Source organism: Cupriavidus sp. L7L (assembly GCF_004353535.1).
Taxonomy (GTDB): domain Bacteria; phylum Pseudomonadota; class Gammaproteobacteria; order Burkholderiales; family Burkholderiaceae; genus Cupriavidus; species Cupriavidus oxalaticus_A.
Genome location: NZ_SMNY01000028.1, coordinates 18,127 through 32,143, shown reverse-complemented (window position 1 = coordinate 32,143; position 14,017 = coordinate 18,127). Strand labels below are relative to the sequence as shown.

General features: G+C 67.4%; 13 protein-coding genes and 1 tRNA gene. 13 read left to right on the top strand and 1 reads right to left on the bottom strand.

Annotated features, from left to right (window positions below):
* Nucleotides 1-39 precede the first annotated feature (39 nt).
* From boxC to E1J61_RS25900, 13 genes are all read left to right on the top strand, one after another.
* Nucleotides 40-1,719 carry a 2,3-epoxybenzoyl-CoA dihydrolase gene (boxC, locus tag E1J61_RS25960; RefSeq protein WP_133096821.1) on the top strand — a complete coding sequence of 560 codons (1,680 nt, stop codon included), beginning with the start codon at nucleotides 40-42 and terminating at the stop codon, nucleotides 1,717-1,719.
* A 42-nt stretch (nucleotides 1,720-1,761) separates the two neighbouring features.
* Complete coding sequence (boxB, locus tag E1J61_RS25955; RefSeq protein WP_133096820.1) at nucleotides 1,762-3,186, top strand: benzoyl-CoA 2,3-epoxidase subunit BoxB; 1,425 nt, start codon at nucleotides 1,762-1,764, stop codon at nucleotides 3,184-3,186.
* A gap of 51 nt (nucleotides 3,187-3,237) precedes the next feature.
* Complete coding sequence (gene boxA / locus E1J61_RS25950; protein WP_133096819.1) at nucleotides 3,238-4,476, top strand: benzoyl-CoA 2,3-epoxidase subunit BoxA; 1,239 nt, start codon at nucleotides 3,238-3,240, stop codon at nucleotides 4,474-4,476.
* Between the two features lie 123 nt (nucleotides 4,477-4,599).
* Nucleotides 4,600-4,989 (top strand): MbcA/ParS/Xre antitoxin family protein, encoded by a 390-nt coding sequence (locus E1J61_RS25945; RefSeq protein WP_063238628.1) that lies wholly within the window; start codon nucleotides 4,600-4,602, stop codon nucleotides 4,987-4,989.
* Nucleotides 4,949-5,701, top strand: coding sequence for an RES family NAD+ phosphorylase (locus tag E1J61_RS25940; RefSeq protein WP_133096818.1), 753 nt, complete (start codon nucleotides 4,949-4,951; stop codon nucleotides 5,699-5,701). The genes E1J61_RS25945 and E1J61_RS25940 overlap by 41 nt, the downstream gene beginning before the upstream one ends.
* 122 nt (nucleotides 5,702-5,823) lie before the next feature.
* Nucleotides 5,824-5,900 (top strand) — tRNA-Met (locus E1J61_RS25935).
* A 249-nt stretch (nucleotides 5,901-6,149) separates the two neighbouring features.
* On the top strand, nucleotides 6,150-6,734 hold the full coding sequence (locus E1J61_RS25930) for an NUDIX hydrolase (protein WP_133096817.1): 585 nt from the start codon (nucleotides 6,150-6,152) through the stop codon (nucleotides 6,732-6,734).
* A 37-nt stretch (nucleotides 6,735-6,771) separates the two neighbouring features.
* Nucleotides 6,772-7,524, top strand: coding sequence for a leucyl/phenylalanyl-tRNA--protein transferase (aat, locus tag E1J61_RS25925; protein ID WP_133096816.1), 753 nt, complete (start codon nucleotides 6,772-6,774; stop codon nucleotides 7,522-7,524).
* Between the two features lie 67 nt (nucleotides 7,525-7,591).
* Nucleotides 7,592-8,386, top strand: a complete 795-nt coding sequence (locus tag E1J61_RS25920; protein ID WP_133096815.1) for an arginyltransferase — start codon at nucleotides 7,592-7,594, stop codon at nucleotides 8,384-8,386.
* A gap of 81 nt (nucleotides 8,387-8,467) precedes the next feature.
* Nucleotides 8,468-9,502, top strand: a complete 1,035-nt coding sequence (locus tag E1J61_RS25915) for a quinone-dependent dihydroorotate dehydrogenase (protein ID WP_133096918.1) — start codon at nucleotides 8,468-8,470, stop codon at nucleotides 9,500-9,502.
* A gap of 403 nt (nucleotides 9,503-9,905) precedes the next feature.
* Nucleotides 9,906-10,883: an ABC transporter substrate-binding protein gene (locus E1J61_RS25910; protein WP_116317769.1), complete on the top strand. Its 978-nt coding sequence runs from the start codon at nucleotides 9,906-9,908 to the stop codon at nucleotides 10,881-10,883.
* Nucleotides 10,884-11,051: 168 nt separating this feature from the next.
* Nucleotides 11,052-11,948 (top strand): ABC transporter permease, encoded by an 897-nt coding sequence (locus tag E1J61_RS25905; protein ID WP_133096814.1) that lies wholly within the window; start codon nucleotides 11,052-11,054, stop codon nucleotides 11,946-11,948.
* A 1-nt stretch (nucleotide 11,949) separates the two neighbouring features.
* Entirely contained in the window at nucleotides 11,950-12,744 is a 795-nt protein-coding gene (locus tag E1J61_RS25900) for an ABC transporter ATP-binding protein (RefSeq protein WP_063238620.1), read from the top strand.
* Between the two features lie 135 nt (nucleotides 12,745-12,879).
* Here E1J61_RS25900 and E1J61_RS25895 read toward each other — a convergent pair whose 3' ends face one another.
* Nucleotides 12,880-13,851: a tripartite tricarboxylate transporter substrate binding protein gene (locus E1J61_RS25895; protein WP_371704748.1), complete on the bottom strand. Its 972-nt coding sequence runs from the start codon at nucleotides 13,849-13,851 to the stop codon at nucleotides 12,880-12,882.
* Nucleotides 13,852-14,017: the final 166 nt, after the last annotated feature.

The window sequence follows — 14,017 nt, the reverse complement described above, 5'->3', positions numbered from 1 at the left end:
AAAAGCCGCAAGGCACTATAGTGCATCAAGGAGACAGCCATGTCCGCGCCGGCACCCGCCCCCGAAGCCCCCGTTCCCGTCACGTTCGAGCGCCATCCCGACCAGTACCGCCACTGGAAGCTCAGCTTCAACGGCCCAGTCGCCACGCTGGCGATGGACGTCGACGAGGAAGCCGGCCTGTGGCCCGGCTACGCGCTTAAGCTGAATTCGTACGACCTCGGCGTCGACATCGAACTGCATGACGCGCTGCAGCGCATCCGCTTCGAGCATCCCGAAGTGCGCACCGTGGTGCTGACCAGCGCGCGCGAGCGCATCTTCTGCTCCGGCGCCAATATCTTCATGCTGGGCCAGTCGTCGCACGCGTGGAAGGTCAACTTCTGCAAGTTCACCAACGAGACCCGCAACGCCATCGAGGATGCCAGCGAGCATTCCGGGCTGAAATTCATTGCCGCCTGCAACGGCACCACCGCCGGCGGCGGCTACGAGCTGGCGCTGGCCTGCGACGAGATCGTGCTGGTCGACGACCGCTCTTCCGCGGTCAGCCTGCCCGAAGTGCCATTGCTGGGCGTGCTGCCCGGCACCGGAGGCCTGACCCGGGTGACCGACAAGCGCAAGGTCCGGCGCGACCATGCCGACATCTTCTGCACCACCACCGAGGGCGTGCGCGGCCAGCGCGCAAAGGACTGGAAGCTGGTCGATGAAGTGGTCAAGCCGGCCCGCTTCGCCGAGTACGTCGCCGAGCGCGCCGCGGCACTGGCCGCCGCCAGCGACCGCCCGCAGGGCCACCACGGCATCACGCTGACGCCGCTGTCGCGCACGGTCGAGCCCGACGGCTACCGCTACGAGACCGTGCGCGTGCATATCGATCCCGCGGCACGCAAGGCCACGCTCACCATATTCGGCCCCGACAAGCACCAGCCCGCCGATCTGGCCGGCGTGGTCGCCGCCGGCGCGCAATGGTGGCCGCTGAAGATGGCGCGCGAGCTCGACGATGCCATCCTGACGCTGCGCACCAACCACCTCGGCATCGGCATCTGGGTGCTGAAAACCGATGGCGACCCGGCGCAGGTGCTGGCCGCCGATGCGCTGCTGGAAGCCAATGCCGGCCACTGGTTCGTGCGCGAGACCATCGGCATGCTGCGCCGCACGCTGGCGCGGCTGGACGTGTCGTCGCGCAGCCTGATCGCGCTGATCGAGCAGGATTCGTGCTTCGCCGGCACGCTGCTGGAACTGGCGCTGGCGGCTGACCGCAGCTACATGCTGCACCTGCCCGACGCGCCCGACGACGCGCCGCGCATCTTTGTTTCGCCAGTCAACTTCGGCCGCTACCCGATGCCGAACGGGCAAGACCGGCTGGCCGCGCGCTTCTATGGCGACGAGACCGCGCTGGCCGCGGTGCGCGAACACGTCGGCGCCCCGCTCGACGCGCTCAGCGCCGACTCGCTCGGCCTGATCACCGCCGCGCCGGACGATATCGACTGGGAAGACGAAATCCGCATCGCGCTGGAAGAGCGCGCCAGCCTGTCGCCGGACGCACTCACCGGCATGGAAGCGAACCTGCGCTTCGGCGGCGCCGAGAACATGGCAACGCGCATCTTCGGCCGGCTGACCGCGTGGCAGAACTGGATCTTCCAGCGGCCCAACGCCGTCGGCGAGAACGGCGCGCTGAAGGTGTTCGGCACCGGCAACAAGGCGCGCTTCGACTGGGACCGGGTGTAGCGCCCTGCCCCCTGCCCCGCGCAAGGACAACGAGGAGACACCGTGAGCATCGACTACAGCCAGAAGATCCCCAACAACGTCAACCTGTCAGATGACCGCGCGCTGCAACGCGCGCTCGAGCACTGGCAGCCCGCCTTCCTCGACTGGTGGCGCGACATGGGGCCCGATGGCTCGCACGACTTCGACGTGTACCTGCGCACCGCGGTGTCGGTGGACCCGTCGGGCTGGGCGCATTTCGAGCACGTCAAGATGCCCGACTACCGCTGGGGCATCTTCCTGCAGCCGGCCGACCCGGAGCGCAGGATCCATTTCGGCGAACACAAGGGCGAAGCCGCGTGGCAGGATGTGCCCGGCGAGCACCGCGCCAACCTGCGCCGCATCATCGTCACGCAGGGCGACACCGAGCCGGCATCGGTCGAGCAGCAACGGCACCTGGGCCTGACCGCGCCCAGCCTGTACGACCTGCGCAACCTGTTCCAGGTGAACGTGGAAGAAGGCCGCCACCTGTGGGCCATGGTCTACCTGCTGCACCGCTACTTCGGCCGCGACGGCCGCGAGGAAGCCGAGGCGCTGCTGGAGCGCCGCTCCGGCGACCAGGACAACCCGCGCATCCTCGGCGCCTTCAACGAGCGCACGCCGGACTGGCTGTCGTTCTTCATGTTCACCTACTTCACCGACCGCGACGGCAAGTTCCAGCTGTGTGCGCTGGCCGAGTCGGGCTTCGATCCGCTCGCGCGCACCACGCGCTTCATGCTGACCGAGGAAGCACACCATATGTTCGTCGGCGAGTCGGGCGTGTCGCGCGTGATCCAGCGCACCTGCGAGGTCATGCGCGAGCGCGGCATCGAAGATCCGGAACAGGTGCGCGCCGCCGGCGTGATCGACCTGGAGACGATCCAGCGCTACCTGAACTTCCACTACAGCGTGACCATCGACCTGTTTGGCGCGGACCAGTCGTCTAACGCTGCCACCTTCTACAGCGCCGGCCTGAAGGGCCGCTTCGAGGAAGGCAAGCGCGCCGACGACCATGTACTCAAGGGCGATGTCTACCGTGTGCTGGAAGTGCGCGACGGCCGCCTGGGCGAGCGCGAGGTGCCGATGCTCAATGCTCTCAATGAAGTGCTGCGCGACGACTACATCAAGGACAGCATGGGCGGCGTGGCGCGCTGGAACAAGGTGATCGAGAAAGCCGGCATCTCCTTCCGCCTGACCGTGCCGCACAAGGCCTTCAACCGCAGGATCGGCACGCTGGCCAACGTGCATGTGTCGCCGCAGGGAGAACTGATCTCAGAGGCCGAGTGGAAGGCCAACGAACGCAAGTGGCTCGCCACGGACGAGGACCGCGCCTTTGTCGCCAGCCTGATGGGCCGCGTGGTCGAGCCCGGCAAGTACGCCAACTGGATCGCGCCGCCGGCGGTGGGTATCAATCGCCAGCCGATGGATTTCGAGTACGTGCGTTTCAACTGAACCAGGCAAGAAGCCGGCAAGGAGATACCGGACTAACCAGAGATAAGAGCAATGGGCGCCCCCGACATCATCAAGCAGCACCTGATCGACCCGGAAATCTGCATCCGCTGCAATACCTGCGAGGACACCTGCCCGATCGACGCCATCACCCACGACGACCGCAACTACGTGGTCAAGGCCGAGGTCTGCAACGGCTGCAATGCCTGCCTGTCGCCGTGCCCGACCGGCGCCATCGACAACTGGCGCACCATGCCGCGCGGCGACGCCTATACCATCGAGGCGCAGCTGTTGTGGGACGAACTGCCGGCCGAGGTGCCGTTGCCGGAGCTGGACACTGCGATCGAGAATACCGTCGCCGCGGTGCCGGCTACGGCCGCGCCCGACGTCAGCATCCAGGCGGTCGAAGCCAGCCGCCACACCTCGCAGCGCGCGCCATGGTCGGCGGCGCACCCGTATGTGAACCTGCACGGCGTGCGGGCGCCGGTCGCCGCGACGGTGGCCGGCAACTACCGGCTCACCGCCGACGACGCCTCCAGCGATATCCACCATATCGTGCTGGACTTCGGCACCCATTTCTTCCCGATCCTGGAAGGCCAGTCGATCGGCATCGTGCCGCCGGGCACCGACGCCGCGGGCAAGCCGCACTACATCCGCATGTACTCGGTGGCCAGCCCGCGCGACGGCGAGCGCCCCGGCTACAACAACCTCGCGCTGACGGTAAAGCGGGTCGACCAGGACCATGACGGCCGGCCGGTGCGCGGCGTGGCATCCAGCTACCTGTGCGACCTGGCCAAGGGCGACACCGTGCAGGTGGTGGGTCCGTTCGGCACCACCTTCCTGATGCCCAACCACGCCGAAGCCAGCGTGATGATGATCTGCACCGGCACGGGCTCCGCACCCATGCGCGCCATGACCGAGCGCATGCGGCGCAACCTGGCGCACTTCAGCGGGCGCCGGATGCTGTTCTTCGGCGCCCGCAATGCCAACGAACTGCCCTACTTCGGCCCGCTGCTCAAACTGCCCAGGGATTTCCTCGACATCCACTTCGCCTTTTCGCGCGATCCCGATACACCGCGCCGCTATGTGCAGGACGCCATCCGCGAGGCGGCCGATGCCGTGGCGACCCTGCTGGCGGACCCGAACGGCCATGTCTACATCTGCGGACTGAAAGGGATGGAGGAAGGCGTGCTGGCCGCCTTCAACGCGGTCTGTGCCGGCGCCGGCCGCAGCTGGGCGGAACTGGAAGCCATCATGAAAGCCGAGGGCCGGCTGCATATCGAGACCTATTAGCCGGCACGCCTGTCTAACCGATACCGGCCCGCCAGCATCCGGCGGGCCGGACCTTTTTGCCCCAAACACTTCCCTTCTGAAATCGTTCGCCTATAATCTTTCTGAAGAAACAGGAGCAAGGCGATGCAATCCAGGCGGATCCCGGAAACAGACCCCGCCGGCGGCCCCGACCCCGGCACCACGCTGACCAAGGCGGTAATGCGTGCCGCCGGCTTCCTTGGCATCAGCCAGGCGGTGGTGGCAAGCGTGCTGGGGATCAGCACGGCTTCGGTATCGCGCATGGCATCCGGCGGCTATGTACTCGACGCGCACCGCAAGGAGTGGGAATTCGGCGTGCTCTTTGTACGCCTGTTCCGCTCGCTGGACGCAATCCTCGGCCATGGCGACCAGGCGCGGCTGTGGCTGACGCATGAAAACCTGGCACTGGGCGGCAAGCCCATCGAAATGATCCGCACAACGGAAGGTCTGGTCCGTGTCGTTCACTACCTGGACGCCACCCGCGGTCGCATCTGAGCGCCGGCAGTTCGCGCTCACGTTGTGGCGGGCGGTGGAAGCCCAGCACGTTGTCTCCACCATGCCGCTGGTCGACAGCCTCGAAGAACAGGCCGTGCTGGAAGCCGTGCTCGATGCCGGCAAACCCGCCGTGCCGGTCGAGGCACGCCACCTGCACTATCTGCTGTTCACCCCCTTTCGCTACCCGCCGTCTCCCTGGGGTTCGCGCTTCCGTGCCGCGCAGGATCCCGGCGTGTTTTACGGCGCCGCGGAGATCCGCACGGCCTGCGCGGAGCTGGGCTACTGGCGCTGGCGCTTCCTTAACGACAGTCCGGCGCTGCCGGGCATCGACGCGCGCGCGCAGACGCTGTTCGAAGTGCGCATCGCCACCGACGGCGTGGCGCTCGACGCCCCGCCCTTCGACCGCGATCGCGATGCCTGGACCGATCCCGACCGGCACGAACCCTGCCAGGCCTTCGGCCGCGTCGTGCGCGAAGCCGGCCTCGGCATGATCCGCTACACCTCGGTACGCGACCCGCATCACGGCCTGTGCGGCGCCGTGCTGACGCCGCGCGCTTTCGCCCACCCGCAGCCACTGGCAACCACCACCTGGATGCTGACCGTGCGCCCCGACCGCGTGATCTGGCAGCGCGACGACCTGCAGCAGCGCGACAGCTTCGAGTTCGCCGCCACGCTGTGGCAGCGCACAAGCGATAGTCCGGGCGAGGGCTGAACCTGTTCGCGCTCGCGGCGATCTAATCGTTGTTGCACGCGGGTTTTCGCCGCGCCTGGCGATATTTCCAGCCAGGTGTTGCAATGCGCAACCAGGTGCCCTATAATCTTTTCTTCGACGGACGCGGGGTGGAGCAGTCTGGCAGCTCGTCGGGCTCATAACCCGAAGGTCGCAGGTTCAAATCCTGCCCCCGCAACCAACCGCTGATGATGCGGTTGGACACTGCAAGTCATCCGATCCGATTCGGTCCCATTCGGTCCGCTCGACAGACAAACCCGCCACTGGCGGGTTTTTTGTTTTGGCCGCGCCGTTCTGCACAGCCTCAGCACACACGCCGGCAGCATCATCGGTGCGGCATGCAACCGACCTCACCGTGCTGCCCTGCTGACCCGCCGCGGCGCCCTCCGCGAGGGTGATACACTTTCGCCATTCCTCCCGGACGCCCCTCATGAAATTCTGCTCGAACTGTGGCCATGCGGTCGTGTTGCGTGTGCCTGACGGCGACAACCGCCCGCGCAGTGTCTGCGACAGCTGCGGCACCATCCACTACGTCAACCCGCGCAATGTCGTGGGAACGATTCCGGTCTGGGAAGACAAGATCCTGATCTGCAAGCGCGCGATCGAGCCGCGCTATGGCTTCTGGACCCTGCCCGCCGGCTTCATGGAAATCGGCGAGACCACCGCGCAGGCCGCCGCGCGCGAGACGCTGGAAGAAGCCGGCGCGCGCGTGCAGGTGGGCGAGCTGTTCTCTATCCTCAATGTGCCGCATGTGCACCAGGTCCACCTGTTCTACCTGGCCACGCTGGACGACCTGGACATCGCGCCGGGCGAGGAAAGCCTGGAGGTCAAGCTGGTGGAAGAGGCCGACGTGCCGTGGGACGAACTGGCGTTCCCGACCGTGATCCACACGCTGCGCTGCTTCTTCGCCGACCGCGCCGCCGGCCGGCTGCAGGACGGCAGCTTCCGGCTGCATAGCCTGGATATCGACAAGCCCATGCGCCCGCTGACCAGCCGGGCCACGGTCACGCCCTGAGCGCCGGCCGGCGCGCGCAACACCCGGCACGGCCCTCATGATCGCCTGGCTGGAGCCGCACGACCCGTTTCCTCCGGTGGAGGAGGCGCTCGGGCCCGATTCCGACGCGCCCGGCTTGCTGGCGGCTAGCCGCGACCTGTCGCCCCAGCGCCTGCTGCTGGCGTACCGGCAAGGCATCTTTCCGTGGTATTCGAGTGGCCAGCCGGTGCTGTGGTGGAGCACCGACCCCCGCATGGTGCTGGCGCCGCAGGCATTGCGCGTGTCGGTGACGCTGCGCAAGACGCTGCGCCGCGTGCTGCGCGACGCGGACTGGGAAATCCGCGTCGACGACGATTTCGCGGCGGTGATGCGCGCCTGCGCCACCACGCCGCGCGACGGGCAGGACGGCACCTGGATCACCGGCGACATCATCGCCGCCTATGGCACGCTGCACCGCAACGGCCTGGCGCATTCGGTCGAGACCTGGTTCCGCGGCGAGCGTGTCGGCGGCTTGTACGGCGTGGCGCTGGGAAGGATGTTCTTCGGCGAGTCGATGTTCGCGCACCGCACCGACGCCTCCAAGATCGCGCTGGCGGCGCTGTGCGCCTTCCTCGGCAACCACGGCGTGGCGATGATAGACTGCCAGCAGGAGACCGACCACCTGGCCTCGCTGGGCGCCAGCCCGATCCCCCGCGCGCAGTTCGTGGCACATGTGCGCGCGGCGGCGCTGCAGCCCGCGATCCACCCGTGGCGGTTCGACAAGTCGGTGCTGGAGTGCTGGGCCGGAACGCCAGCCGCGCCAGCCGGTTGAATCCCGGGAAGGACGCTGCCCCCGCCAAACGTCCGCCCGCATCGTCCCGCCCGGAGCCCCCAGAGTCATGAGCAAGCTGAAGGAACTACCGCTCTCTGCGCTGCAGTTCTACGCTACGGCGCCGTACGCTTGCAGCTACCTGGAAGGCCGCATGGCGCGCTCGCAGGTCGCCACGCCCGCGCACCTGATCAACGCCGACGTCTATTCGCGCCTGGTGCGCGCAGGTTTCCGGCGCAGCGGCATCTTCACCTACCGGCCATATTGCGACGATTGCCATGCCTGCACGCCGTGCCGGGTGCTGGTCGACCAGTTCACGCCCGACCGCTCGCAGCGCCGCGCCTGGCGCCGGCATGAGCACCTGCAGGCGCTGGTGGCGCCGCTGACCTACGTCGAAGAGCACTATTCGCTGTACCTGCTGTACCAGTCGATGCGCCACGCCGGCGGCGGCATGGACCAGGACAGCCGCGACCAGTACGAGCAGTTCCTGCTGCAAAGCCGTGTCAATTCGCGCCTGGTCGAGTTCCGCGAACCCCCGGGATCGCCCGAGGCAGGCCGCCTGCGCATGGTCAGCATGATCGACGTGCTCGACGACGGGCTGTCGTCGGTCTACACCTTCTACGACCCGCTCGAGCGCAACGCCAGCTACGGCACCTTCAACATCCTGTGGCAGATCCAGCAGACCCACGCGCTCGGCCTGCCGCACCTGTACCTGGGCTACTGGATCGCCGACAGCCGCAAGATGGCGTACAAGGCACGCTTCCAGCCGCTGCAGGTGCTGACCGGCAACCACTGGCACGCCTTCGAGGAAAAGGACGCCGCCGCGGCCCCAGACGCTCCCGACACGCCTCCCGCGAAGGAGTAGCCCGCCACCGGGCAAGCGGACCAGCCGCTACAATGCCGGGCTGGAATTCACTCTGTGACGGCCCCGCCGGCCGGCTGCCCCGTGCTCAACGCGCTCTACCCCCTGTTTCGCCCCGCCCTGTTCTCGATGGATGCCGAGGACGCCCACCATTTCACGCTGAACAACCTGCTGCGCGCCCACCGCATGGGCCTGGGCGGCTGCATCGGCAACAAGATCGCCGACGATCCGCGCACCGTGATGGGCGTGCGCTTCCCCAACCCGGTCGGGCTGGCCGCCGGGCTGGACAAGGACGGCGCGTATATCGACGGGCTGGCCGCGTTCGGCTTCGGCTTTATCGAGGTGGGCACGGTCACGCCGCGCGCGCAGCCGGGCAACCCGCGCCCGCGCATGTTCCGCCTGCCGCAGGCGGATGCGCTGATCAACCGCATGGGCTTCAACAACGGCGGCGTCGATGCCTTTGTCGCCAACGTCAAGGCGTCGCGCTGGAAGGCCGAGGGCGGCGTGCTGGGGCTGAATATCGGCAAGAACGCCGATACGCCGATCGAGCGCGCCAATGACGACTACCTGTACTGCCTGGAGCGGGTCTACCCGCACGCCAGCTATGTGACGGTCAATATCTCGTCGCCCAACACCAAGAACCTGCGCCAGCTGCAGGGCGCCAGCGAGCTGGACAGCCTGCTGTCGACGCTGAAGGACGCGCAGCAGCGCCTGGCCGACCAGCACAAGCGCTACGTGCCGCTGGCGCTGAAGATCGCCCCGGACCTCGACGCCGACCAGATCGGCAATATCGGCGACGCGCTGGTGCGGCACAAGATCGACGGCGTGATCGCCACCAACACCACCATTTCGCGCGAGGCGGTCAAGGGGCTGCCGCATGCCGAGGAAGCCGGCGGCCTGTCGGGGCGCCCGGTGTTCGAGGCCTCCACGCGCGTGGTGCGCGCGCTGCACGCCGTGGTCGGCGATGCGGTGCCGATCATCGGCGTGGGCGGCATCTTCAGCGGCGCCGATGCGCGCGCCAAGATCGACGCCGGCGCGAAGCTGGTGCAGGTCTACAGCGGGCTGATCTACCGCGGCCCGGCGCTGGTGCGCGACTGCGCCGCGGCCTTGCGTCGCTAAGCCTTCTCCATCCCCCTGCCGGGGCCCGGCTCGAGGAAAACCTCGACGCCCGGGATGCGCAATTGCATGAAGATGGGATCGCCGCAATCGGGGTAATCCACAAGGAAATCACGAATCCCGCGCAATAATATGCGCCTGAATGGCCGATAGCGGGCGTCTGACAGCATCGGATGCCGCGCTTTGGCATGATGACTACGCATTTCGTGCGCGAGAAGTGGTATCCTCGCAGGCTTATCGCTGTCGCATCCGACGCGCCCGCGCACGCTCCCTCTCGCCGCAGGAAGCCGCCGCGCACGCCCCGGACCGGCACCGTCCGCCAGTGCGCGGGCGCGCGCCAGGACAGCGGACCGAACCATCCGCGGCCGCATCCATCCAGAACCGAGCATTCGGGGGAGAACAGATAATGAAGTCCATCAAGGGTCTCGCAGCAACCAAGTCGATCCTGGGCGGCGCCGTGGCGCTGGCCTTGCTGTACGGCGGTGCCGTGCAGGCCCAGACCGTCAAGGTGCTGTCGATCGTCGACCACCCCGCGCTGGACGCAATCCGCGACGGCGTGCGCGCCGAACTGAAGGCGGCCGGCTATGACGCCGACAAGAGCCTGAAGTGGGAATACCAGAGCGCCCAGGGCAACACCGGCACCGCCGCGCAGATCGCCCGCAAGTTCGTCGGCGACAACCCGAACGCCATCGTTGCCATCGCCACCCCGTCGGCCCAGGCCGTGGTCGCCGCGACCAAGACGGTGCCGGTGGTGTACTCGGGCGTGACCGATCCGGTCGCCGCGCAGCTGGTCAAGAGCTGGGCCGCTTCGGGCACCAACGTGACCGGCGTGTCGGACAAGCTGCCGCTGGACAAGCAGGTCGCCCTGATCAAGCGCGTGGTGCCGAAGGCCAAGAACGTGGGCATGGTCTACAACCCGGGCGAGGCCAACTCGGTGGTGGTGGTGAAGGAACTGAAGGAGCTGCTGGCCAAGGAAGGCCTGACACTGAAGGAAGCCGCCGCGCCGCGCACCGTGGACATCGGGCCGGCCGCCAAGAGCCTGATCGGCAAGGTCGACGTGATCTACACCAACACCGACAACAACGTGGTGTCGGCGTATGAGTCGCTGGTCAAGGTCGCCAACGAATCGAAGATCCCGCTGGTGGCGGCCGATACCGACAGCGTCAAGCGTGGCGCGGTGGCCGCGCTGGGCATCAACTACGGCGACCTGGGCCACCAGACCGGCAAGGTCGTGGTGCGCATCCTGAAGGGCGAGAAGCCGGGCGCGATCGCTTCGCAGACCAGCGACAACCTGGAGCTGTTCGTGAACACGGGCGCCGCCGCCAAGCAAGGCGCCACGCTGTCGCCGGAGCTGATCAAGGAAGCCAAGACGGTCATCAAGTAAGCACGTCACTGCCCGCCGCCGTCGCAATACGGCGGTGCCCTGCCGCGCCTACCCGGCGCGGCAGGCGCAGACCGGGCGAGGCGGCGGGCGGCTCCACACGGGCCGCCGTGCCGCCCCGCTCCAAACCGGCGCCAGGGTAGCCGCCGGCCCCCGCAACAGGATTCCCCCATGTCCCTTTTTTCCCTTCTGGGCGCCCTGGAGATCGGCCTGATCTTCAGCCTGGTCGCGCTCGGGGTGCTGATTTCCTTCCGCATCCTCAACTTCCCCGACCTGACCGTTGACGGCAGCTTTCCGCTGGGCGGCGCCGTTGCCGCGACGCTGATCGCCGCCGGCCAGGACCCGTTCCTGGCGACCGTGGTCGCGATCGCAGCCGGCGCGCTGGCTGGCTGGATCACCGGCTGGCTCAACGTGCGTCTCAAGATCATGGACCTGCTCGCCAGTATCCTGATGATGATCGCGCTGTACTCGGTCAACCTGCGCATCATGGGCCGCCCCAACGTGCCGCTGATCACCGAGCCGACCCTGTTCACCATCCTGCAGCCGGAATGGATGCCTGACTACGTGCTGCGCCCGCTGGTGCTGTTTATCGTGGTGGTGATCGCAAAGCTCGGCCTGGACTGGTTCTTCAGCTCGCAACTGGGCCTGGCGATGCGCGCCACCGGCGCCAACCCGCGCATGGCCCGGGCGCAGGGCATTGCCACCGGCCGCGCCACGCTGGCCGGCATGGCGCTGTCCAATGCGCTGGTGGCACTGGCCGGCGCGCTGTTCGCGCAGACCCAGGGCGGCTCGGATATCTCGATGGGCATCGGCACCATCGTGATCGGCCTGGCCGCGGTGATCATCGGCGAAACCGTGCTGCCGGCGCGCCGCCTGATCTGGACCACGCTGGCCGTGGTGCTCGGTGCCATCCTGTACCGCTTCTTCATCGCGCTGGCGCTGAACAGCGACTTCATCGGCCTGAAGGCGCAGGACCTGAACCTGGTCACCGCCGCGCTGGTGACGATCGCGCTGGTGCTGCCGGCCACGCGCAAGAAGCTGTTTGCCCGCAAGAACGGAGGTGCCTGAGATGCTGCGCGCACAAGACCTGAAGCTCACCTTCAACCCGGGTACCCCGATCGAGACCCGCGCGCTGCGCGGGCTCACGCTGGAAATCCCGAGCGGCCAGTTCGTCGCCGTGATCGGCTCCAATGGCGCCGGCAAGTCGACCTTCCTGAACGCGATCAGCGGCGACCAGATGGTCGACTCGGGCCGCATCACCATCGATGACACCGACGTCACGCGCCAGCCGGCATGGGACCGGGCGCACCTGGTGGCGCGCGTGTTCCAGGACCCGATGGCCGGAACCTGCGAGGCGCTGACCATCGAGGAGAACATGGCCCTGGCGATGGCGCGCGGCGCGAAGCGGGGTTTCCGCCCGGCGCTGAACCGCGCCTCGCGCGAGCTGTTCCGCGAGAAGCTGCGGCTGCTGAACCTGGGGCTGGAAAACCGCCTGACCGACCGCATCGGCCTGCTGTCCGGCGGCCAGCGCCAGGCGGTGAGCCTGCTGATGGCATCGCTGCAGCCGTCGCGCATCCTGCTGCTGGACGAGCATACCGCCGCGCTGGACCCGAAGACCGCCGCGTTCGTGCTGGAACTGACCGCGCGCATCGTCGAGGAGAGCAAGCTGACGACGATGATGGTGACGCACAGCATGCGCCAGGCGCTGGACTACGGGCAGCGCACGGTGATGCTGCACCAGGGACAGGTGGTGCTGGATGTCTCTGGCGACAAGCGCAAGGGGCTGGATGTGCCGGACCTGCTGAAGATGTTCGAGCAGACGCGGCATGAACAGCTGGATGATGACGCGCTGTTGCTGGGCTGACAGCGCTGACATCCAAGAAGAATGGGGAGCTTTGGCTCCCCATTTTTTTGCGTTCGATGACGCTTGAGTGTCCCGAATGTTTGCCCCCCTCTCCCGCGAGCGGGAGAGGGGAGCAAACCGGCAGCATGCAAACGACTAATCGATCGTGATGCGCCGCTGTCTGATCAACCCCGCCCACCGGACACTCTCCTTCTGGATTGTTGCCGCCAGCTGCTGCGGCGTGCCACCCGCCGCCTCCATCCCCAGCGTTGCCAGCTTTTCCTTCAGCGCCGCATCGGCCAGCACCGCGTCGGCATGCTGGCTGAGCTTGCGTACGATCTCGGGCGGCGTACCCGCCGGCGCCATCAGCGCATACCACGACACCGCCTCGAATTTCGGGAAGCCCTGCTCCGCGATCGTCGGCACATCGGGCAGCACCGTCGAGCGTTTGGTGCTGGCCACGCCCAGGGCGCGCAGCTTGCCTGCCTTGATATAGGGCAACGCCGCCGACAGCTGCGCGAACATCATCGTCACCTGCCCGCCGACCACATCGGTCATGGCCGGGCTCACGCCCTTGTACGGCACGTGGTTCAGCTTGACGTTGGCATCGAGCTGCAGCAGTTCCCCGGCGAGGTGCGCCTGGCTGCCGGCGCCGGGCGAGGCGAAACTCAGTTCGCCCGGTTTCTGTGCGGCCAGCTTGAGCAGGTCCGCCAGCGATCTGGCCGGCGTGGCCGCGTTGACCACCAGCACGTTTTCGGCGGTGGCGAGCATCGCCACCGGCGCCAGGTCGGACTGCTTGTAGGGAAGGTTTGGCATCAGCGTGGGATTCACCGCGATATTCCCGACCGGCACCAGTGCGATGGTGTAGCCGTCTGGCGCTGCCTTGGCCACCATGTCGACACCGATGGTGCCGGCGGCGCCGGCCTTGTTCTCGACCAGCACGCTCTGGCCGGTGGCCTTGGCGATGCCCTCCCCGACGGCGCGCGCCAGCACGTCGGCGGGGCCGCCGGCGGCAAACGGCACGATCAGGCGGACCGGCCTGGCGGGATATGCCGGCGGCTGGGCATGGGCCGGCGCCGCACCGAGCCATGCCGCGCAGGCTGCCGCACAGGCAAACAGGCAATGCATGGCAAGGCGCCGGATGTCAGAACTCACGAAAGACTTAACATCGGATTTCACAGCGGCATTCACAGCGGATTTCATGACGTTTTCCCCAATTTGGCAGTAATCAGGCTATGGCTCCTCCACCGCGCCGGCAGTCTTGTTATCGCCGATGGCCGTGTGCGGTCAGACA